The organism is Streptomyces sp. PL-29, from assembly GCF_058344425.1.
In genome coordinates, this window is sequence record NZ_CP136996.1 from 2,293,287 (window position 1) to 2,315,008 (window position 21,722).

Genomic DNA, 21,722 nt, shown 5'->3' on the forward strand with positions numbered 1-21,722 from the left:
TCGGGGCCGCCTCCCACCTTCCTTAGAAGTATGCACGGCGAGCGACTACCGAGAGTCGCCCTGCCGGAGCCGACGGCGGCACACGGTAGCTTTGACGGGATAAGCGGAATGAGCGGAACGCAACGAAGGGATCGAGGTGCACGTGCCCGACGTCTCCGTGGTCGTCATCGTCTACAACGACGCAGAGCGTCTGTCGACAGCAGTCCAGTCGGTTCTCGACCAGACACTCCAGGGTGTCGAGGTCGTGATCGTGGACGACTGCAGCCAGGACCGCTCCTTCGCGGTCGCCCAGGAACTGGAGTCCGCACATCCGGGCAGGGTGCGCGCCTTCCAGCTGCCGCAGAACAGCGGCGGCTGCGGGGCCCCGCGCAACCACGGTGTCCAGCAGGCCACCGGAACGTACGTGATGTTCCTCGACAGCGACGACGTGCTGGAGCGCAACGCCTGCCGGAACATGCTGGCCGCAGCCGAGCGGACCGGCTCCGACCTGGTCTCGGGCATGTGCGTACGGGTGCACCTCGACAACCGGTGGGGCAAGACCACCGAGTGGTACCCCTGGATCTACGCGCGCACCCGCACCCTGGAGTCGATCACCGAATTCCCGGACCTGCTGGTCTACGACACCCTCTCCACGAACAAGTGCTACCGGCGCGCGTTCCTGCTGGAGCAGGGTCTGGAGTTCCCGGTCGGCATCCACTACGAGGACCTGCTGTTCTCGGCGCAGGCGTACGTGGCGGCCCGGCGCATCACGCTGATCCCCAACCACGTCTACTTCTGGAACGTGGTCGAGAAGGCCGCGGCCAAGTCGATCAGCAACCGGCGCCACGAGATCGCGAACTTCGTCCACCGGATGGAGATCCACCGGCGTGTCGACGAGCTGCTGGCGGCCAAGGGCCACACGGACATCAAGTCCGCGAAGGACGCCAAGTTCCTCAAGCACGACCTGGTCCTGCACCTGCGTGACCTGCCGCTGCTGAGCGACGAGTACCGCCGGGAGTTCGCGGGCCTCGCCAACGGCTACCTCGCCGGCATCGATCCGGAGGCCTACGAGCACGTCACCCGCCTCCAGGCGATCTGCGCGTACCTGCTGGGCCGGGAGGACTGGGAGAACCTGCTCCCGGCCGCCGACGCCATGGTCAACAAGGGGCGGCTGACCTCCCCGCTCGCCGAGCGCGACGGCCGCGTCTACTGGTGCGCGCAGCACATCGACGGCCCCGACGCCGCCGAGGCCCGCCGGATACTGGACGTCACCGAGGAAGCTTTCCACACCACCCCGCTCTCCTCCCTCACCCTGGGCAACCGCCTCACCTCCTACGAGGACGACGGGCGCGGCACGGTGACACTGTCCGGCACGGTCGTGAACCCGCTGGGCCGCATCGCCGAGGACGCGGAGCTGAAGGCCACCCTGGAGCTCCGGGCCCGCCGGCAGATCGGCGTGCGCTCCTTCAGCTTCCCGGTGGCGTCCGTGCGCCACACCGGTGACACGATCGAGTGGCGCACCACGGCGGACATCGGCGGCACCGTGCGCCCCCTGGGCATCGTCGACGCCGTCTGGGACGTCCGCCTCAAGCTGACCGCCGGGGGTGAGCGGATCACCACCCGCGTCGCGGTCGGCGGCCTCGATCTGGACTCGGCGGCCCGGCTGCGCGTCCGGCCCCGGCTGACCCGCCTGGTCTCCGACCGCTTCGCCGCGCAGATGACCAAGAAGGGCAATCTCTCCTACGTCCTGACCGCGGAGGGCGCGGCAGCCGTCCGCACCCAGTCGCTGATCAACAACGCCATACAGGGCAGGGCGGCGGGCGTGGTCAAGCGGGGTCTGCGCAAGGCGCTGCGGGCTCGCCGGAACCTGGGCTCCGGCGAGCAGAAGGTGAAGATCTACCACGAGGTCTTCTCGAAACTGCCCGTCAAGAAGGGCACGGTCGTCTTCGAGAGCCACATGGGCAAGCAGTACAGCGACAGCCCGAAGGCGGTCTACGAGGAGATGGTCCGCCAGGGCGTGGCCTTCGAGGCGATCTGGTCCTACGCGGGTGCCAAGCCCACCGGCTTCCCGAAGGAGGCCACCCTGGTCAAGCGCTGGAGCTGGCAGTACCTGCGCGCCCTGGCCCAGGCCGAGTACTGGATCGACAACCAGGGCTTCCCGCTGGCCCTCACCAAGCGCCCGGGCACCACGTACATCCAGACCTGGCACGGCTCCGCGCTCAAGCGGATGGGCTTCCACGAGCCCCGCACCAAGGCGCAGGGCCGGGCCGGCCAGGACCGCTTCCAGGCGGCCGTGAACCGCTTCGACCACTTCCTGATCCGCTCCGAGCACGACGCCCGCACCCTCGCCAAGGGCTTCCGACTGCGCGACGAGGTGCTGCTGCGCACCGGCTACCCGCGCAACGACGCCCTCGTCGAGGCGCACCGGACCGAGGCCGACAGCGGCGAGCGGGTCCGCGGCTCCCTCGCCGCCGAACTCGGCATCGACCCGGACAAGAAGGTGCTGCTGTACGCGCCGACCTTCCGGGCGGGCGCGGACGGCACGGTGGAGGGCTTCACCTTCCCCTTCGACGTGGAGGAGTTCGCGGACCGGCTCGGCGACCGCTTCACGCTGCTGGTGCGGACCCACTACCTCAACAGCGTCTCGCTGCCGCCGTCGGTCGCCGGCCGGGTCGTCGACGTGTCGCGGCACCACGACATCACCCCGCTGCTGGCCCTCGCCGACGGACTGATCACCGACTACTCGTCCGTGATGTTCGACTACGCGGTCCTGGACCGGCCGATGGTGTTCTTCGCCTACGACTACGAGGAGTACGCCACCGACATCCGCGGCACGTACTTCGACCTGAAGGAGAAGGCCCCGGGCCCGGTGGTGGCCACCGCGGACGAACTCCTGCAGGCGCTGGCTGCCTTCGAGGAGGCGGACGCCAAGTACGCGGAGGCGCGGCAGCGTTTCCTCACCGAGTTCGGCGAGTACGACCGCGGGGACGCCGCCCGCCAGATCGTCGAGAAGTTCTTCACCGGGAGCGGCAAGTGAGCCGGGACATCTTCATCGTCTCCAACAGCGTCGACGAGATCGGCGGCGTGACCACCTGGTCGCACCAGATGGCCCGGCACTTCAGCGACCGCGGGCACTGCGTGCACATCGTCGGCATCGCGCCCGTCGCCGAGGAGATCCGGCAGAAGCTGCCGCAGGACCTGCCGTACGGCACGACCACGCTGTACGAGACCCACCCGCCGTCGGCCCGCCGCCTGCGCGGCATCAAGGGCCGGCTGAATGCGCCCGAGCGGCGCCGCCAGGCGGCCCGGCGGGCGCAGATGCAGGCCAAGGCGGACCGGCTCGGCGAACTGCTGCGCACGGCCCGTCCGGGCGGGGTCGTCATCGTCACCCAGGTCTGGGCGATGGAGTGGGTGGCGCTCGCCGACACCAAGGGGCTGTCCGTCATCGGCATGAGCCACGAGTCGTTCGAGGCCAGCCAGAAGTCCACCCGCGGCGAGCGGGTCCGCCGGTTCTACCGGGACGTGGACCGGCTGCTGGTGTTGACCCCCGAGGACGCGGACCTGTGGATCCGGGCGGGCATGGAGAACGTCGCCAGCATGCCGAACCCGATCCCCTTCATGCCCGACACCCCGGCTCCGCGCACCGGGAAGGTCGTGGCCAGCGTCGGCCGCCTCGCCTTCGAGAAGGGCGTCGACCTGCTGCTCGACGCATGGGCGGACGCGGCCCCGCAGCACCCCGACTGGGTCTTGAGGATCTATGGCGCGGGTGTGGAGGAGGCCGCGCTGCGGGCGCACTGCACCGCACTCGGGCTCGACGACTCCGTCCGGTGGATGGGCAGCACCGACGACGTGCTGGGCGCGCTGCGCGAGGCCTCGGTCTTCGCGCAGGCCTCGCGCGCCGAGGGCTTCCCGATCACGCTGCTGGAGGCGATGGCGGCGGGCGTGGCTCCGGCCGCCTTCGACTGCGCGCCGGGCGTACGGGAGATCGTCGAGCACGGTGAGGACGGGCTGCTGGCCCGGCTCGGCAACACCATGGAGCTCGCCGGGCACCTGGACGCGCTGATGTCCGACCGTGAGCTGCGCGACCGGCTCGGGGACAACGCCTTCCGTTCGGTGAAGCGCTACTCCAGCGCCGAGATCACCGACCGGTGGGAGGACCTGTTCTCCTTCCTGGAGCGCTGACCGGCGGCGCGGCCGTACACACGGCACGGCGAGGCCGCCCGCCCCGGGGAGATCCGGGGCGGGCGGCCTCGCCGTAGCGCCGGCGCCTCGCCGAACAGCCGGGCCGGGCGGGGCGGGGCGGGAGTGTCAGGCCTTGTGGACGTCGCGGTGCGCCTCGCCGCGGGCCACCTTGTTGGCCTCCCAGCCCGCCCAGGCGGAGGTGACCATCTCGCTGACGTCGTGGCGGGCCTGCCAGCCCAGCACGGTGTTGATGCGGTCGGCGGAGGCCACGACCTTCGCCGGGTCGCCGGGACGGCGCGGGCTGATCACCGGGGCGTAGTCGTGTCCGGTGCCCTTGTTCAGGAGCTCGACCATCTCGGCGACCGAGACGCCCTCGCCGCGCCCGATGTTGACGGTGAGGTCCTTGTAGTCCTCGGCCGCGGCCCACTCGGCCAGCTTGCGGGCGGCCGCCACGTGGGCTTCCGCGAGGTCCTCGACATGGATGTAGTCGCGGATGCAGGTGCCGTCCGGCGTCGGGTAGTCGTCACCGAAGATCTTGGCGCCCTGGCCGGCGTCGTACCGCTCGAAGACCATCGGCACCAGGTTGAAAACGCCGGTGTCCGCGAGCTCCGGGGTCGCCGCGCCCGCCACGTTGAAGTAGCGCAGGCAGGCGGTGGAGATGCCGTGCGCCTTGCCCGCCGCCCGCACCAGCCACTCTCCGGCCAGCTTGGTCTCGCCGTACGGGCTCAGCGGCGCGCACGGGGTCTCCTCGGTGACCAGGTCCACGTCGGGCATGCCGTACACGGATGCGGAGGAGGAGAAGAGGAAGTTGCGCACCCCCGCGTCGGCCACCGCCTGGAGCAGGACCGTCAGGCCCTGGACGTTCTCGTGGTAGTAGTACAGAGGCTTCTCGACGGACTCTCCGACCTGCTTCTTGCCGGCCAGGTGCACCACGCCCGTGATCTTGTGTTCGCGGAGGGTCTTCTCCAGCACCAGCCGGTCCAGGACGGAGCCGACCACCAGCGGGACGCCCTCCGGGACGCGGTCCTCGTTGCCCGTGGACAGGTCGTCGAGGACGACGACCTTCTCCCCCGCGAGCAGCATCGCGCGGACGACGTGCGCGCCGATGTATCCGGCGCCACCGGTGATCAGAAACGTCATGTGTATCTCCTTGGTCCTGTCCGACTTCGGTGCGGAAAGCGCTGCGGGGCGTATCGGGTTCAGCCCGACCCCCGGGCTGCGCGGGCCCGGTGGAACCGGTTGCGTACGAGGTAGAGGGCTCCCCCGGGACCCGGCGCGAGGCGCAGCGCGAGGGCACCGGTCCCCGTCCGGTAGGGCTGCGCCAGCAGAACACCGTACCGGCTGCTGGGCAGCGCCCGACGGCGGAGCAGCCGGCCCCGGGGGCGCAGGGAGGTGAACACCGAGCTCCCGTCGGCACACCGCACGCCCACCCCGACGCTCCACGCCTGCATCCTGCGCAGCCCCTGGCGGCGGCCGGTGACGGCCAGTTCGGCGAGGGGGAACGGCAGCACGGCCATCCAGCCACCGCCCCGGTCGGGCAGCAGCTCGACGGGGGGTGCGAGGACGGGCTCGCCGCCGGCGCGGGGCACGAAGCTCAGGCGGGCGGTCTGCGGGCCGGCCCCGGCGAGGCGTCCGTAGAGGTCGTGCACGCGGATCCGGACGGCGCCGCGGCCGGCCGGCTCGGCGTCGACGGTGACGGGCAGCTCCTCGACCGGCAGCGTCGACAGGCCGTCCAGCTCGACCGGGAACTCGTCGCTCCACACCGGCTCGCCCGAGTCGCCGACCGCGTACGGGGGCAGCAGCAGCGGCGGTTCGGCGGCCAGCCGGGTGAGCCGCTCGACGTCGGCGGGCGGGGTCGCGGTGGCCCGCAGCACCCGGACGATCCAGCGGGCCTTCGCCGCGGCGGCCTCGACGTCGGCCGCGGCGAAGGTCTCGACGTAGTCACGGGTCAGGGTCCACCAGGCCGCCTGGTAGCCGGGGTCGCGGCCGAGCTCGCGCAGGTACATGCGCAGGTCGTATTCGAGGAACTTCACATGGCAGGCGCTGCCCAGCACCGGGGAGGCGGCGGTGAGGATCCGGGCGGCCGTGCGGTGGGCCTCGATGCGGGAGCGCCAGTTCCCGACGTCCTTGCGGTCCAGGGAGATGGACACCTGGGCGGCGCCGCGGCGCACGTGCCAGACGTAGACGAGGTCGCCGGTGACGGCGATGCGGGGGGCCGCGGCGAGCACGCGGGAGGTGAAGACGAAGTCCTCGTAGACGAACCGGCCGTCCGGGAAGCGCAGGCCGTGCTCCTGGAGGAAGGCCCGCTCGTAGAGCTTGTTGACGCACAGGGTGTCGCGGACGAGCTCGGGCCGGTCCGCCGGGCGCTCGATGACGTCACCGGGGGTGTAGAGACCCGGCATCCACGGCACGTCGTGGTGCTGGGGCAGCTCGCGCCGCACGGCCGCGCCGACGGTGACCGGGGCGCGGTGCCGCTCGGCGGTGCCCACGAGGGCGTCCGCCGCGCCCGGCGGCAGGATGTCGTCGCTGTCGAGGAAGAGCACGTACCGGCCGGACGCGGCGGCGATCCCGTCGTTGCGCGGAGTACCGCACCCCCCGCTGTTCTCCGTCCGGTGCACGACCTTGAGGCGGGGGTGGACCGAGGCCAGCTCGTCCAGCACCCGCGCGGTGCCGTCGGAGGAGGCGTCGTTCACCGCGATGACCTCGGTGACCACCGGGCCCTGGGCGAGCGCCGAGGAGACGGCGTCGCCCACGAGCCCGGCGTCGTTGTACGCGATGACCACGACGGAGACCGTCGGGGGGTTGCTGCTGTTCACCCGCAGGATCCTAGGCGACCCGTGTAAAGACGCCCTCAAACCCTCCGGGGCACACGGCCCCGGGAGCGGATCAGAACGGCCGGAATTCGTCGTACTCCTGCTGCGCGGAGTCCCCGCGGCGGGCCTCGCGCTCCTTGCGGCGCTGGGTGGCCGGGCGGGGTGCCTCCATGCGGTGGTCCTCACCGCGGCGGCCCAGCATCTCGGCACCGGCCATCATGGTCGGCTCCCAGTCGAAGACGACGGCGTTCTCGTCGGAGCCGATGGCCACACCGTCGCCGGCACGGGCTCCCGCCTTCTTGAGCGCGTCCTCGACACCGAGGCGGTTGAGCCGGTCGGCCAGGTAGCCGACGGCCTCGTCGTTGTTGAAGTCGGTCTGGCGGACCCAGCGCTCCGGCTTCTCGCCGCGCACCACGTACACGTCCTCGACCTCGTCGTAGGTGACGGTGAAGCCGGCATCGTCCACGGCCTTCGGGCGGATGACGATACGGGTCGCCTCCTCCTTCGGCTTGCGGGCGCGGGCCTTGGCGATGACCTCGGCAAGGAAGTAGGAGAGCTCCTTCAGACCGGTGCGGGCCACCGCGGAGACCTCGAAGACCTTGTAGCCGCGTGCCTCCAGATCGGGGCGCACCATGTCGGCCAGTTCCTGGCCGTCGGGGATGTCGACCTTGTTGAGGACCACCAGACGGGGGCGCTTCTCCAGGCCGCCGCCGTAGAGCTTGAGCTCCTCCTCGATGACGTCGAGGTCGGCGATCGGATCGCGGTCGGTCTCCAGGGTGGCGGTGTCCAGGACGTGCACGAGCACCGAGCAGCGCTCGACGTGGCGCAGGAATTCGAGGCCGAGGCCCCGGCCCTGGCTGGCGCCGGGGATGAGGCCCGGGACGTCTGCGATCGTGTAGACGGTCGAGCCGGCGGTGACGACGCCCAGGTTCGGGACGAGGGTGGTGAAGGGGTAGTCCGCGATCTTCGGCTTGGCGGAGGAGAGCACCGAGATCAGCGAGGACTTGCCGGCGCTCGGGAATCCGACCAGCGCCACGTCGGCGACGGTCTTGAGCTCCAGGACGATGTCGCCGGTGGTGCCGGGGACGCCGAGGAGCGCGAAGCCGGGGGCCTTGCGGCGGGCGGAGGCGAGCGCGGCGTTGCCGAGGCCGCCGCGGCCGCCCTCGGCGGCCACGTAGGTGGTGCCCTGGCCGACGAGGTCGGCGAGGACGTTGCCCTGCTTGTCGAGAACCACGGTGCCGTCCGGGACGGGCAGGATCAGGTCCTGGCCGTCCTTGCCGGATCGGTTGCCGCCCTCTCCGGGCTTGCCGTTGGTGGCCTTGCGGTGGGGGCTGTGGTGGTAGTCCAGCAGGGTGGTGATCGCCTGCTCCACCACCAGGATGACGTCGCCGCCACGGCCACCGTTGCCGCCGTCGGGGCCGCCGAGCGGCTTGAACTTCTCCCGGTGCACGGAGGCGCAGCCGTGGCCTCCGTTACCCGCGGCGACGTGCAACTCGACGCGGTCCACGAAGGTGGTCATGGTTGTTCCTCCAGATACAGCGGAATCGTCCGGAAAGTCCGGTGGCAGGCCTTGCTGCCCATTAAACGTGTCTATGCGACAACGCGCCGAGGGCGGACCTCTCTTCCCGGCCTGCGCCGGGAAGAGCTGAGATCCGCCCTCGGGAAGTTACGAACGCTCGATCGGCCGGAGCCGGATCAGGCGGCCGGAACGATGTTGACGACCTTGCGGCCACGGTGCGTGCCGAACTGCACGGCACCGGCCTGCAGCGCGAACAGCGTGTCGTCGCCACCACGACCGACACCCGAGCCCGGGTGGAAGTGGGTGCCGCGCTGGCGGACGAGGATCTCGCCGGCGGAGACGACCTGACCGCCGAAGCGCTTCACGCCGAGCCGCTGGGCATTGGAGTCGCGCCCGTTCCGGGTGGACGATGCGCCCTTCTTGTGTGCCATGTCTCAGTCCCTCTTACTTCGCAGCCGCGGGGATACCGGTGACCTTGATCGCCGTGTACTGCTGGCGGTGACCCTGGCGACGGCGGTAGCCGGTCTTGTTCTTGTAGCGCAGGATGTCGATCTTGGCGCCCTTGTGGTGGTCCACGACCTCGGCCGTGACCTTGATACCGGCCAGGACCCACGGGTCGCTGGTCACGGCGTCGCCGTCGACAACGAGCAGGGTCGAGAGCTCGACCGTGTCGCCAACCTTGGCAGTGGAAATCTTGTCAACCTCAACGATGTCGCCGACAGCAACCTTGTGCTGGCGACCACCGCTGCGCACGATGGCGTACACGCGGATCTCTCTCTCACTCGGGACGGATGCTCCTGAAGCCAGCCGCTCAGGCGGGCCGGGGCCCACGCTGATCCGGAATGGACGAGCGGCCTCTCCCGTACGCGCGCTTGCGCGCGGGACGCGGGAGGAAGGTGCTCAGGAGCGCGGCGCGTACAGGACACGCCGACGGTCTAGGTTACGGGGCCGGTTCCGGAGGGTCAAACCGGGCCCCGCACGGCCGTGGGCCCCGCCGTTCGGCGGGGCCCACGGCCACGTGACGGATCAGGCTTCGGCGGGAGCCGAGACGGACGGGGCAGCCTGCTGCTCCGCCGCCGCGGTCTTCTTCGTCGCCCGCTTCGTCGCGGTCTTCTTGGTCGTGGCCGTCTTCTTGGCCGCGGTCTTCTTGGCGGTCGCCGCCTTCTTGGCCGGGGCCTTCTTCGCCGCGGTCGCCTTCTTGGCCGGAGCCTTACGGGTGGCCTTCTTGGCCGGTGCGGGCTCCTCGGTGGACCCGGCTTCCCCGGCCGGCGTCGCCGGCTCGGTGACCGGGGCCTCGACGACCACCACGGCGGCCTCCGCCGCACCGGCCGGGGAACCGGCGGGCGCGGTGGCCTTGCGGGTGGCGCGACGCCGCGGACGGGCCGGTACGGCCTCCGCCACCGGGGCCTCCTCAACCGCGGCGGCCGGCTCGGGCTCGACGACGGGCGCGGGCTCGGGCTCGGGCTCGGCGGCCACGACGGGCTCCGGGGCCGGCTCGGCCTCCGCCTCCGCGGCGGGCTCCGCGGCGACCGGCACGGGCGCGGTGGCCTTGCGGGTCGCCCGGCGACGGGTACGACCCTTCGGCGCGGCCTCCTCGACCGGAGCGGCCGGGGCGGCCTCGACCGGCTCCTCGACCGCAGCGGCCTCGGCGACGACCTCGGGGGCCGGCACCAGGACCCGTGTCGGCCGGTTCGGTCACCGGCTCGGTCACCGGCTCGGCGACGTCCTCGGCCACGGGGGCCTGGGCCTGCACCGCGGCGGCCTCACCTCGCGGGGCACCCGCGGGAGCGGTGGCCTTGCGGGTGGCACGGCGCCGGTTGCGGCGTCCACTCACGCCGGCCGCGGCCTCGGCCTCGGCCGGGGAGCTGTAGAGCTCCTCGCCCGCGACGAACTCCGGCTCGGGCAGCGCCTTGGGCGCGGCGGCCTCGGCAGCCACCTCGGCCTCGGACTCGGACTCGAAGGCGTCGGACCCGGCCGTCTCGACGGTCTCGACCTCGTGGTCGTGCTGGTCGAACTCGGCGCGGCCGCCACGGCGCTTCGAGCGCTTGCCGTTGCCACCGCCACCGATCGCGGCCGCCGTCTCCCATGTGGACGATGACACCGCGGCCGTTGCAGTGGACACAGGTCTCGGAGAAGGACTCCAGCAGGCCCTGGCCGACCCGCTTGCGGGTCATCTGGACCAGACCCAGCGAGGTGACCTCGGCGACCTGGTGCTTGGTGCGGTCGCGGCCCAGGCACTCCAGCATGCGGCGCAGGACCAGGTCGCGGTTGGACTCCAAGACCATGTCGATGAAGTCGATCACGACGATGCCGCCGAGGTCGCGCAGCCGCAGCTGGCGCACGATCTCCTCGGCCGCCTCCAGGTTGTTCCTGGTGACGGTCTCCTCAAGGTTGCCGCCCTGACCGGTGAACTTGCCGGTGTTGACGTCGATGACGATCATCGCCTCGGTCTTGTCGATCACGAGGGAGCCGCCGGAGGGCAGCCACACCTTGCGGTCGAGCGCCTTGGCGAGCTGCTCGTCGATCCGGTACGTCGCGAAGACGTCGACCTCGGAGGTCCAGCGCTGGAGCCGGTCGGCCAGGTCCGGGGCCACGTGTGAGACGTAGCCGTGGATGGTCTCCCAGGCGCCGTCGCCGCTGACGATGACCTTCGAGAAGTCCTCGTTGAAGATGTCGCGCACCACGCGGACCGTCATGTCCGGCTCGCCGTACAGGAGGGACGGGGAAGAGGTCGTGATCTGCTTCGACTTCTTCTGGATGTCCGCCCACTGGGCCTGCAGGCGCTCGACGTCGCGGCGCAGCTCGTCCTCGCTCGCGCCCTCGGCGGCGGTGCGGACGATGACGCCCGCGTCCTCGGGGACGATCTTCTTGAGGATGGTCTTCAGACGCGCGCGCTCGGTGTCGGGCAGCTTGCGGCTGATGCCGGTCATCGAGCCCTCGGGCACGTAGACCAGGTAGCGGCCGGGCAGCGAGACCTGGCTGGTCAGACGGGCGCCCTTGTGGCCGATCGGGTCCTTGGTCACCTGCACGAGGACCGACTGGCCGGACTTGAGGGCGGACTCGATCCGGCGCGGCCCGTTGGCCATGCCGAGCGCCTCGAAGTTGACCTCGCCGGCGTACAGGACCGCGTTGCGGCCCTTGCCGATGTCGATGAAGGCGGCCTCCATCGACGGCAGCACGTTCTGGACCTTGCCCAGGTAGACGTTGCCGACGTACGAGGTGGCCTCTTCCTTGTTGACGTAGTGCTCGACGAGCACGTTGTCCTCAAGGACGCCGATCTGGGTGCGCTCGCCGCTCTGGCGGACGACCATCACGCGCTCGACGGCCTCGCGGCGGGCCAGGAACTCGGCCTCGGTGATGATCGGGACGCGGCGGCGGCCCTGTTCGCGGCCCTCGCGGCGGCGCTGCTTCTTCGCCTCCAAGCGGGTCGAGCCCTTGATGGACTGGACCTCGTCGGACGGCTCGGCCTTCTCGCGCGCCGGGCGCGGCTCGCGGACCTTGACGACGGTGCGCACACCGTCCTCGTCGCCGGCGGACTCGGCGGCGTCGGCGGGCTCACCGCTGCGGCGGCGGCGACGGCGACGGCGGCGGCTGGAGGTGGAGCCGAGGGCCTCCTCGGTGTCCTCCTCTTCCTCCTCGGCGTCCTGCTCGGCAGACTCCGCCTCGGCCTCTTCGTCGGCGGACTCGTCGAGGTCGGCTGCCTCACCGCGACGGCGACGACGGCCGCCGCGGCGACGGCGGCGCGAGGGACGCTCGCCCGACTCGTCGTCCTCGTCGAACTCCGCTGCTTCGGCGGACTCGGCCGACTCCTCTTCGAGCCCGGGGGCCTCGGCCTCCGGCTCCTCCTCCGCGAGCACCTCGGGAAGGGAGACCGGCGCGGTCTCGGCGGCGCCGCGGCCACGGCGACGGCGGCGGCCGGCCGGCTGCGCGGGCTCGGCGGGAGCGACGGGCTCGACCTCTTCCTCCTCCTCGGCCTCCTCGGCCTCGATCGCGGCCGCGGCGGCAGCGGCGGCCATCGCGGCGGTCTCGGGGGTCTGGAACATCGGCTCGGTGAAGACCGGTGCCTGGAAGACGGCCACGGCGGGACGCGCCGCACGGCGGGCACGGGCCGGAGCGGCGGGCGCCTCGGCGGCCTCGGGCTCGGCGGCGGGCTGCTGCGGGGCGGCGGCCGCGGTCGTGGTGGAGCGGGTGGCACGGCGGCGGCCGCGCTTGGGGGCGTCCACGGCGTCGGCGACGGTCACGGCGCGGGCGGCCTTGGGGGCCTCCTCGGCGGCGGGAGCGGGCTCGGCGGGGGTCTCCGCGGCCGGGGCCTCGGCGGCCGGGGCGGCGACGGCGCGGGTGGCACGGCGGCGGGCACGCGGAGCCGGAGCCGGAGCAGCCTCCTCCACCACAGCAGCAGCCTCGGCAGCAGCCGGAGCCTCCACCACGGCAACCTCCGCAGCCTCGGCGACCGGCGCGGCCGCGGCACGCGTCGCACGACGGCGGGCACGCGGAGCCGGAGCCGGAGCCGGAGCAGCCTCCTCCACGGCAGCGGCCTCGGCAGCGGATTCGACGACGACGGCCTCCGCGGCCTGGGTCTTCGGAGCGGCCACCGCGCGGGTCGCACGGCGGCGGGGGCGGGCGGGGGCGGCGGCCGGAGCGGCTTCCTCGGCGGGGGCGGGCTCCGCCTCCGGCGTCACCTCGGCGGCGGGGGCGCCGCCGGGCGGACCGGCCGGCCGGGAAGCGGCGCGGCGACGCCTGCGCGGGGGCAGGTTGTCACTGGGGCTGCCGCTGTCGGCGCCGGCGGGGGTGGTGTCGTTTTCGTTACTGAGCATTGCGGGCGGTTCTCCCGTCACGCTCCCGGGCGCCGCGGCTGACTTCCGGTCCGGCGCGGCTCCGCACGATGGCGCGGAGCCGGCCTCCGGGGCGCGTTCGCCACACGGGAGCTGTAGTCCATGGCCGCCGGTTCCGTACGTGTTGTCCGTACGGCCTGGCGGAAGTCTTCAGGTCTGTACGCGGCCCGACCCAGGTGGCTCCCGAGTACCAGGGCTGCGCGACGACGACGGTCCTTACGCGGCGGGACCTTCCGGCGCCTTCGCGTCGGCGGTCACGGCGACCGTGGGTGGGGCGGCCGTGTCTGCCTCGCGGTCGGGCGCGAGCGGGTCGGTCACCGTGCCGGACTCCTCGTCGAAGAGCCCCTGCGCCAGCCTGGTCACCGCAGAGGGGACCGGCGGCGCCAGGTCGGCCACAGCTCGGAGACCGGACAGGACGTCGTCGGGTCGCACGGCAGGTGTCAGATGCCGAACAACCAGCCGCAGTATCGCACAGGCATTGTCCAGCGGCCTATCAGCCGGCGCGGGAAACGCTTCGAGGCTGACGACCGCCCCGCGGGTGTCGAAGGTGCGCACGCCGTTTTTGGTCTTGCGCTGCACCTCGACGGCCTCGGCGGCCAGGAAGGCCGTCACGGCCCGCTCGGCCTCGGCGGGCTCCACGCCGTCCAGGCGCAGCTCCCACACGGAGGCGGTCAGCCGGTCGGCCAGGCCCGAGGTGCGGGCCTCGACGGCTTCGATGATGTCGAGGCCCGCCGGCATCGACTCGTCGAGCAGTTCGCGGAGCCTCTCGGGATCGCGCGGCGCGGCGAGGCCGATCTCCAGGTACTCGGCCTCGCTGCCGGTCCCGGTCGGGGCGGCGTTCGCGTACGAGACGCGCGGGTGCGGGGTGAAACCCGCCGAGTACGCCATCGGCACCTCGGCGCGGCGCAGGGCCCGCTCGAAGGCGCGCTGGAAGTCTCGGTGGCTGGTGAACCGGAGGCGGCCGCGCTTGGTGTAGCGCAGTCGGATGCGCTGCACCACCGGTGCGGGAGGCGGGCCTTCGGGCTGTCGCTTGCCCAGGGGTTCTTCTCCTTGTGCGGGGCTCCGCGGCTCGCGCTTCGCCCTGAGGTCTGTCGACCCGCTCCGGCTCACCCCTGTCCTCGGGGCAGGGAGATCTCGTCAGCGGGTGCCGCGTCGGCGGCTGTCGTACTACCCAGAGTACGCGCCCGTGACCTCGCCGGTTCCACGGGAGGAGCACCGGGGACCGCGCGGTGCACGGTGGCCCGGGTCCGCTCCGTGCCGTACCCGACGCCGACGGGGGGCCGCCCGTCCGCTTCGATGCGGAGCAGGAGACGGCGGAGGAGGACGCGGAGGAGACGCCGGAGGAGACGCCCGAGGAAACGCCGGAGGCCCCCACCCGTTGCGGGCGGGGGCCTCTCGTGACCCGGGGTGCACGTGGCCGGCGGGGCCGGCTACTTCACGACCGACAGCGGCAGCAACTTCTTGCCGGTGGGGCCGATCTGGATCTCGGTCTGCATCTGCGGGCAGACACCGCAGTCGAAGCACGGGGTCCAGCGGCAGTCGTCGACCTCGGTCTCGTCGAGGGCGTCCTGCCAGTCCTCCCAGAGCCAGTCCTTGTCGAGACCGGAGTCCAGGTGGTCCCAGGGCAGGACCTCCTCGTAGGTGCGCTCGCGCGTGGTGTACCAGGCCACGTCCACGCCGTAGGCGGGCAGCGTCTTGTCCGCGGCCCGCATCCAGCGGTCGTAGCTGAAGTGCTCGCGCCAGCCGTCAAAGCGGCCGCCGTCCTCGTAGACGGCGCGGATCACGTCGCCGATGCGGCGGTCGCCGCGCGAGAGCAGGCCCTCGACGATGCCCGGCTTGCCGTCGTGGTAGCGGAAGCCGATGGAGCGGCCGTACTTCTTGTCGCCCCGGATCTTGTCGCGGAGCTTGCCGAGGCGGGCGTCCGTCTCCTCCGCCGACAGCTGCGGCGCCCACTGGAACGGGGTGTGCGGCTTGGGGACGAACCCGCCGATCGACACGGTGCAGCGGATGTCGTTCTGGCCGGAGACCTCGCGGCCCTTGGCGATGACGTTGACCGCCATGTCGCCGATCTGGAGCACGTCCTCGTCGGTCTCGGTGGGCAGGCCGCACATGAAGTACAGCTTCACCTGGCGCCAGCCGTTGCCGTAGGCGGTGGCGACGGTCCGGATCAGGTCCTCCTCCGAGACCATCTTGTTGATGACCTTGCGCATGCGCTCGGAGCCGCCCTCGGGGGCGAAGGTCAGGCCGGAGCGGCGACCGTTGCGGGTCAGCTCGTTGGCCAGGTCCACGTTGAAGGCGTCCACGCGGGTGGACGGCAGGGACAGGCCCACCTTGTCGTCCGAGTACCGGTCGGCCAGTCCCTTGGCGATGTCGGCGATCTCGGTGTGGTCCGCGGAGGACAGCGAGAGCAGGCCGACCTCCTCGAAGCCGGTCGCCTTGAGACCCTTCTCGACCATCTCGCCGATGCCGGTGATGCTTCGCTCCCGCACGGGGCGCGTGATCATGCCGGCCTGGCAGAAACGGCAGCCGCGGGTGCAGCCGCGGAAGATCTCGACGGACATGCGCTCGTGGACGGTCTCCGCGAGCGGGACGAGGGGCTGCTTGGGGTACGGCCACTCGTCGAGGTCCATGACGGTGTGCTTCGACACCCGCCACGGCACGCCGGACCGGTTGGGCACGACGCGGCCGATGCGGCCGTCCGGCAGGTACTCGACGTCGTAGAAGCCGGGGACGTAGACGTTGCCGGTCTTGGCGAGGCGAAGGAGGACCTCTTCGCGGCCGCCGGGCCGGCCCTCGGCCTTCCAGGTGCGGATGATCTCGGTCATGTCGAGGACGGCCTGCTCGCCGTCGCCGATGACCGCGCAGTCGATGAACTCCGCGATCGGCTCCGGGTTGAAGGCCGCGTGGCCGCCCGCGAGGACGATCGGGTGGTCCACCGTGCGGTTCCTGGACTCGAGCGGGATGCCCGCGAGGTCCAGGGCCGTCAGCATGTTGGTGTAGCCCAGCTCGGTGGAGAAGGACAGGCCGAACACGTCGAAGGCGGAGACCGGGCGGTGGCTGTCCACGGTGAATTGCGGCACCTTGTGCTCGCGCATCAGCTCTTCGAGGTCCGGCCAGACGCTGTAGGTGCGCTCGGCGAGGACGCCCTCGCGCTCGTTGAGCACTTCGTACAGGATCATGACGCCCTGGTTGGGCAGCCCGACTTCGTATGCGTCCGGGTACATGAGGGCCCAGCGGACGTCGCAGCTCTCCCACTCCTTGACCGTGGAGTTGAGTTCACCGCCGACGTACTGGATGGGCTTCTGCACGTGCGGAAGCAGGGCCTCAAGCTGAGGGAAGACCGACTCGGTCATCACGCGACTTTCGTGAAGCGGGCAGGGGGCAGCTATCTAGCGTACCCCGACGGCCCAGCCGCCCCCACCCGCATGATCACTACAGGGCCGCCCGCAGGGCAGGGGCCGAGGCCTTCGCCCAGAGGTCCGGAAGTTCCCGTTCGCGCCGCTCGGCCAGGGCCTCCTCGCGGCCGTAGAGCACACCCCAGGTGAAGGAGTCCTCCCCCGCGTCCGCCGCCTGGGCCGCGAGGCCGCGCAGGGCGTCCCGGGCCACGACGCTGTCCTGGTGGTCGCCGAGCAGGTTCTGGACCTCCTTCATGGCCTTGGCCAGGCGTTTCGCCGGCTTGCCGAACTCGGGCACGGCGGACTCCGCCGCGTACCGGACGCGTTTGGCCGATTTGCGGGCCCCATGCAGGGCCAGGTCCCGTTCCTTGCCCGCGTCGAGCGCGAGGGCTGCGTCGATCCGGCCGGCGAGGCGGGCGTAGTCGCGGAGCACCGCCTTGCGGAGCACCTTCTCGGGGGATCCCGCGGCGGCGTCGAGCAGCGGGGGCGCGTCCAACAAGGCGTCGAGGGAGTTCAACAGGGTGACGTAGCGGTCGCTGTCGAGTGCGGCCAGGGTCCTGCGGCGCGATCGGGAGCGCCGGCCCGTGTTCCAGGTCCGGAGCCGGCTGCGGAGGGGGCCGGACAGCAGGGTGCGGGGCAGTTCGCCGAGCTGGGCCTGGAGCCGTTCCATCAGGACTTCCTGGTCGCGGTCGACGCCGAGTTCGGCGGCCAGCCAGCGCAGCTCCTCGCCGAGCGGGTCGGTGACCCCGCGGTCGAGGACCTTGCGGTAGGTCGTGAAGGCGCTGCGCAGCCGGCGGGTGGCGACCCGCATCTGGTGCACGGAGTCCGGCAGGTTCCGCCGCACGGCCGGGTCCTGGGCGACCAGGGCGTCGCGCTGCTCGGCCAGGTACGCGATGACGTACGCGCCGGCGGTGCCTCCGGGGCCGCCTCCGGCCGGCCGGGTCGGGGGTTCGGCGCCGGTCTCGGCGAGGGCCCGCGCGAGCTTCGAGGGGGCGTCGGAGACCCGGAGCCCGCCCTTGCGGAGTGTCTTCGCGACGGCGTCCAGCAGTTCGGGTCCGACACCGTCGGCGAGTTCCACTTCGACCTCGGTCCAGGCGGCGGTGGCGTCGCCGCGTTCGGCCAGGACCTCGTCGGTGCTCAGTTCGGCGAGGAGTGCTCCGTCGGCATCGAGCAGGTGGCTGACACGGCGCGAGGAGACCAGTCGGACCTGCGGCCCGAGCCCGGCGTCGCGGACGCGGGAGCGGACGAGGGCGGCGAGGGCGGGCGGGACCGTGTCGCTGAGCGCGGCGCCGACCTCGTCGCGCACGCCTGGGGAGACGGGCAGTTTGAGGTGCCAGCCCTCGTCCGCGCCGCCCGTTCTGCGTCGGAGGGTGAGCCCGTCGGCGGCGAGCCGCTGGTCGGGGGTGTCGTAGTAGACGGCGTCGAGGTCGACGGTGCCCTGGTCGGTGACGGCCGCGATCGCGGCCGTCCCCGTCAGGTCCGGCACCCCGCGCCGGGCAGATGCGGCCTTGGAGAACTCGAATTTGCGCTCGATCTCGCGCTTTGTGTCCGCCATGTACCGAACTTAGTCCTGAACGGAACACGTATGCAGGATGAACGGAACATCAGGCCGACAATGGCCGTTGCACCTTGATCGACTGGAGGAGTCCGACCGCTATCCACACGGCGAACATCGACGAGCCTCCGTAGGACACGAACGGCAGCGGCAACCCGGCCACGGGCATGATGCCGAGGGTCATCCCGATGTTCTCGAAGGACTGGAAGGCGAACCAGGCGATGATGCCGGCGCACACGATGGTCCCGTACAGCTCGGTGGTCTCCCGGGCGATCACGCAGGCCCGCCAGAGGATGACGCCGAGCAGGACGAGGATCAGCCCGGCCCCGACGAAGCCGAGCTCCTCGCCCGCCACGGTGAAGACGAAGTCCGTCTGCTGCTCGGGCACGAACTGGCCGGTGGTCTGCGAGCCCTTGAAGAGCCCGGAGCCGGTCAGGCCGCCGGAGCCGATGGCGATGCGCGCCTGGTTGGTGTTGTAGCCGACACCGGCGGGGTCGAGCTCGGGGTTGGCGAAGGCCGCGAAGCGGTTGATCTGGTACTCGTCCAGGACGCCGAGCTGCCATATCAGGACGGCTCCGGCCACGCCGGAGCCGAGCAGGCCGATCACCCAGCGGTTGGAGGCTCCGGAAGCGAGCAGCACGCCGAGCACGATGACGACCATGACCATGACGGAGCCGAGGTCGGGCATCAGCATGACGATGCCCATCGGGGCCGCGGCCAGGCAGAGCGCCTTGACGACGGTGCGGTGGTCGGGATGGGCCAGGTCGCCGGCGTCCACCCGGGTGGCGAGCAGCATCGCCATGACCAGGATGATCGTGATCTTCACGAACTCGGACGGCTGGAGGGAGAATCCGCCGCCGACCACGATCCACGCGTGGGCGCCGTTGATGGTGGCGCCGAGCGGGGTCAGCACGGCCAGGATGAGCACCAGCGAGAGCCCGTAGAGGACGGGCACGGCCCCGCGCAGGGTGCGGTGGCCGAGCCAGACGGTGCCGATCATCAGTACCAGGCCGATGCCGGTGTTCAGGGCGTGCCGGGCGAGGAAGTAGTAGGGGTCGCCCTGGTTCAGGCTGGTCCTGTTGCGGGTGGCCGACCACACGAGCAGGGCGCCGAGGCAGGACAGGGCGAGCGACGAGAGCAGGATCGGCCAGTCGAGCCGGCGCAGCACGGAGTCACGGGCGGTGAGCCTGGCCATCGGGCCGCGCTCGGGCGCGTAGCGGGAGACGGAGAACTTGTTGGCGGTTGGCATGTCGGTATGGGGTCCTCAGTCGTGCCGTGTCGGGGGAGGCCCGGCGAGTGCCGGCGGTTCCGGTTCCTCCGGGGACGGCGGTACGTACGGCCGGATCTCCGGGGAATCGATGGAGCCGTCGGGGTTGATCCTGGGCAGTTTCGCCTCCGGGGCCGGCAGCAGGGCCGTCTTCAGGTCCTGCTTCCCGTCCATGGTCAGACCGTAGAGGGCGTTGTAGAGGTTGCGGACGGCGGGTCCGGAGGCTCCGGAGCCGGTGCCGCCCTGGGAGATCGTCATGACGATCGTGAAGTCCTTGGTGTAGGTCGCCAGCCACGAGGTGGTTTGCTTGCCGTAGACCTGGGCGGTACCGGTCTTCGCGTGCATCGGGATCTTGTCCTGGGGCCAGCCTCCGAAGCGCCAGGCGGCGGTGCCGCCGGGCTCGACGACCATGCGCAACCCCTTGTCGAGGTCCGCGATGGTCTGGGCGCCGATCGGCAGCCTGCCGTGGGACTGGGGCTTGATCATCTCGATGCGCTTGCCGTCCGGGCTGATCACGGCCTTGCCGACGGTGGGGTTGTAGAGGGTGCCACCGTTGCTGATGGCGGAGTAGGCGGTGGCCATCTGGATGGGGGTGACCAGGACGTCTCCCTGGCCGATGGCGAAGTTGATGCTGTCGTAGGCCTTGAGCTGGTTGCCTTCGAGGCAGCTCTCATAGGCGATCTGCTCGACGTAGGTGCCGCCCCGCTTGCCCTGCTTGCACCAGGAGTCCTTGTTGGCCGCCCAGAAGCTCTGCTTCCACTGGCGGTCGGGGATGCGGCCCTTGACCTCGTTCGGCAGGTCGACCCCGGTCTCGGAGCCGAGCCCGAACTCGCGGGCGGTCCGGTAGAACCAGTCGTGGGCGTCCTTCTTGGGGCTGAGCCCTCCGTCGCGCTGCCACTCCTTGTGCCCGAGGGCGTAGAAGACGGTGTTGCAGGAGAACTTGAGGGCCTCGCCGAGGGTGATGGGGCCGTGCCCCTTGGACTCGAAGTTCGCGAAGCTGCGGCCGCCGAGGCTGTAGGAGCTGCTGCAGTTGTACTTGTCGTTGAACTTGTAGCCGGCCCGGACGGCGGCACTCGCGGAGACCACCTTGAAGATGGAGCCGGCGGGGGCCATGCCCTGGATGGCCCGGTTGAGCAGCGGGTAGTTGGAGCTCTTGCTGGTGAGCTTGGCGTAGTCGGTGCCGGAGATGCCCCCGACCCAGGCGTTCGGGTCGTAGTCGGGCTGGGAGGCCATCGCGACGATGCGGCCCGTCTTGGCCTCCATGACGACGACGGCGCCCGAGTCGGCCTCGTACTTGCGGCCGGTGATGTTGTCGGTCTCGTTGCGGACGACCTTCATGGCCTGCTGGAGCTCGAACTCGGCGACGGCCTGGACCCGGGCGTCGATGCTGGTGACGAGGGTGGATCCGGCGATTCCGGGATCGGACCTGGTCTGTCCCATGACCCGGCCGAGGTTGTCGACCTCGTAGGAGGTGACCTGTGCCTTGCCGCGCAGCTCCCGGTCGTAGGTGCGCTCGATCCCGGAGCGGCCGACCTGGTCGGAGCGCAGGTGCGGGGAGTCGGTGTCCTTGGCCTTCTGGATCTCGTCGTCGGTGACGGGCGAGAGGTAGCCGAGCACCTGCGAGGTACGGGCGCCGCCGGGGGCGGGATAGCGGCGGACGGCGGTGGGCTCCGCGGTGATGCCGGGGAACTCCTCCGGGCGCTCGCGCAGCTGGAGCGCCTGCTGGGTGGTGGCTTCGAGGGTGACCGGGATCGGCTGGTAGGGCGAACCGTTCCAGCAGGGCTTGGGGGTCTGGGAGTCGCAGAGCCGGACCTTGTCCATGACCTCCTTGGGGGTCATGTCCAGGACGTCGGCGAGGCGGGTCATCACGCCCTTGCCCTTGTCCTTCATCTTCATCAGCGCGGTGCGGCTGGCGGAGACGACCAGGCGGGTCTCGTTGTCGGCGAGCGGGACCCCGCGGGCGTCGAGGATCGAGCCGCGCACGGCGGGCTGGACCACCCGCTGGACGTGGTTGCTCTTGGCCTCGTGGTAGTACTCCGCGCCGTTGCGGATCTGGAGGAACCAGAGCCGGCCGCCGAGGGTGACGAGCATCGAGAAGACGAGGACCTGCATGATGACGAGCCTGATCTGCACCCGGGAGGTGCGGCCGGTCTCCGGGACGTTGGTCACGTCTGCTCCTC

General features: G+C 71.4%; 12 protein-coding genes and 1 pseudogene. 2 read left to right on the forward strand and 11 right to left on the reverse strand.

Translation table 11 applies throughout. The annotated features are described in order from the left end of the window. Positions 1 to 136 precede the first annotated feature (136 nt). Positions 137 to 3,016 (forward strand): bifunctional glycosyltransferase/CDP-glycerol:glycerophosphate glycerophosphotransferase, encoded by a 2,880-nt coding sequence (locus R4Z63_RS10540; protein ID WP_384451010.1) that lies wholly within the window; start codon positions 137 to 139, stop codon positions 3,014 to 3,016. Continuing rightward, positions 3,013 to 4,161, forward strand: coding sequence for a glycosyltransferase (locus R4Z63_RS10545; RefSeq protein ID WP_037923763.1), 1,149 nt, complete (start codon positions 3,013 to 3,015; stop codon positions 4,159 to 4,161). Before R4Z63_RS10540 ends, R4Z63_RS10545 begins: the two co-directional genes overlap by 4 nt. Before the next feature lie 126 nt (positions 4,162 to 4,287). Here the strand turns inward: R4Z63_RS10545 and galE are convergent, their stop codons facing one another. From galE to mrdA, 11 genes and pseudogenes are all read right to left on the reverse strand, one after another. Continuing rightward, entirely contained in the window at positions 4,288 to 5,301 is a 1,014-nt protein-coding gene (gene galE, locus R4Z63_RS10550; protein ID WP_037923760.1) for a UDP-glucose 4-epimerase GalE, read from the reverse strand. A gap of 59 nt (positions 5,302 to 5,360) precedes the next feature. Continuing rightward, entirely contained in the window at positions 5,361 to 6,977 is a 1,617-nt protein-coding gene (locus R4Z63_RS10555) for a glycosyltransferase family 2 protein (RefSeq protein WP_384451006.1), read from the reverse strand. 70 nt (positions 6,978 to 7,047) lie between these two features. Continuing rightward, positions 7,048 to 8,493: a GTPase ObgE gene (obgE, locus tag R4Z63_RS10560; protein WP_037923754.1), complete on the reverse strand. Its 1,446-nt coding sequence runs from the start codon at positions 8,491 to 8,493 to the stop codon at positions 7,048 to 7,050. Between the two features lie 176 nt (positions 8,494 to 8,669). Beyond that, complete coding sequence (gene rpmA, locus R4Z63_RS10565; protein ID WP_030027134.1) at positions 8,670 to 8,924, reverse strand: 50S ribosomal protein L27; 255 nt, start codon at positions 8,922 to 8,924, stop codon at positions 8,670 to 8,672. Positions 8,925 to 8,937: 13 nt separating this feature from the next. After that, positions 8,938 to 9,258 (reverse strand): 50S ribosomal protein L21, encoded by a 321-nt coding sequence (rplU, locus tag R4Z63_RS10570; RefSeq protein ID WP_015033583.1) that lies wholly within the window; start codon positions 9,256 to 9,258, stop codon positions 8,938 to 8,940. 261 nt (positions 9,259 to 9,519) lie between these two features. Beyond that, positions 9,520 to 13,429, reverse strand: a pseudogene (locus R4Z63_RS10575) (Rne/Rng family ribonuclease). 112 nt (positions 13,430 to 13,541) lie between these two features. After that, positions 13,542 to 14,321, reverse strand: coding sequence for a TIGR03936 family radical SAM-associated protein (locus R4Z63_RS10580; protein ID WP_037924370.1), 780 nt, complete (start codon positions 14,319 to 14,321; stop codon positions 13,542 to 13,544). Positions 14,322 to 14,755: 434 nt separating this feature from the next. Next, positions 14,756 to 16,681, reverse strand: a complete 1,926-nt coding sequence (locus R4Z63_RS10585) for a TIGR03960 family B12-binding radical SAM protein (RefSeq protein WP_172671350.1) — start codon at positions 16,679 to 16,681, stop codon at positions 14,756 to 14,758. A gap of 76 nt (positions 16,682 to 16,757) precedes the next feature. Next, positions 16,758 to 18,275 (reverse strand): CYTH and CHAD domain-containing protein, encoded by a 1,518-nt coding sequence (locus R4Z63_RS10590; protein ID WP_384455143.1) that lies wholly within the window; start codon positions 18,273 to 18,275, stop codon positions 16,758 to 16,760. Positions 18,276 to 18,324: 49 nt separating this feature from the next. Continuing rightward, positions 18,325 to 19,524, reverse strand: coding sequence for a rod shape-determining protein RodA (gene rodA / locus R4Z63_RS10595; RefSeq protein ID WP_037923744.1), 1,200 nt, complete (start codon positions 19,522 to 19,524; stop codon positions 18,325 to 18,327). Between the two features lie 15 nt (positions 19,525 to 19,539). Then, complete coding sequence (mrdA, locus tag R4Z63_RS10600; protein ID WP_037923740.1) at positions 19,540 to 21,711, reverse strand: penicillin-binding protein 2; 2,172 nt, start codon at positions 21,709 to 21,711, stop codon at positions 19,540 to 19,542. Between the last annotated feature and the right edge of the window lie 11 nt (positions 21,712 to 21,722).

What these genes read in the sequence shown, in the direction of transcription:
- galE (WP_037923760.1), bottom strand. Translation starts at nt 5,301, where the DNA reads ATGACGTTTCTGATCACCGGTGGCGCCGGATACATCGGCGCGCACGTC.
- rodA (WP_037923744.1), bottom strand. Translation starts at nt 19,524, where the DNA reads ATGCCAACCGCCAACAAGTTCTCCGTCTCCCGCTACGCGCCCGAGCGC.
- rpmA (WP_030027134.1), bottom strand. Translation starts at nt 8,924, where the DNA reads ATGGCACACAAGAAGGGCGCATCGTCCACCCGGAACGGGCGCGACTCC.
- obgE (WP_037923754.1), bottom strand. Translation starts at nt 8,493, where the DNA reads ATGACCACCTTCGTGGACCGCGTCGAGTTGCACGTCGCCGCGGGTAAC.
- R4Z63_RS10590 (WP_384455143.1), bottom strand. Translation starts at nt 18,275, where the DNA reads ATGGCGGACACAAAGCGCGAGATCGAGCGCAAATTCGAGTTCTCCAAG.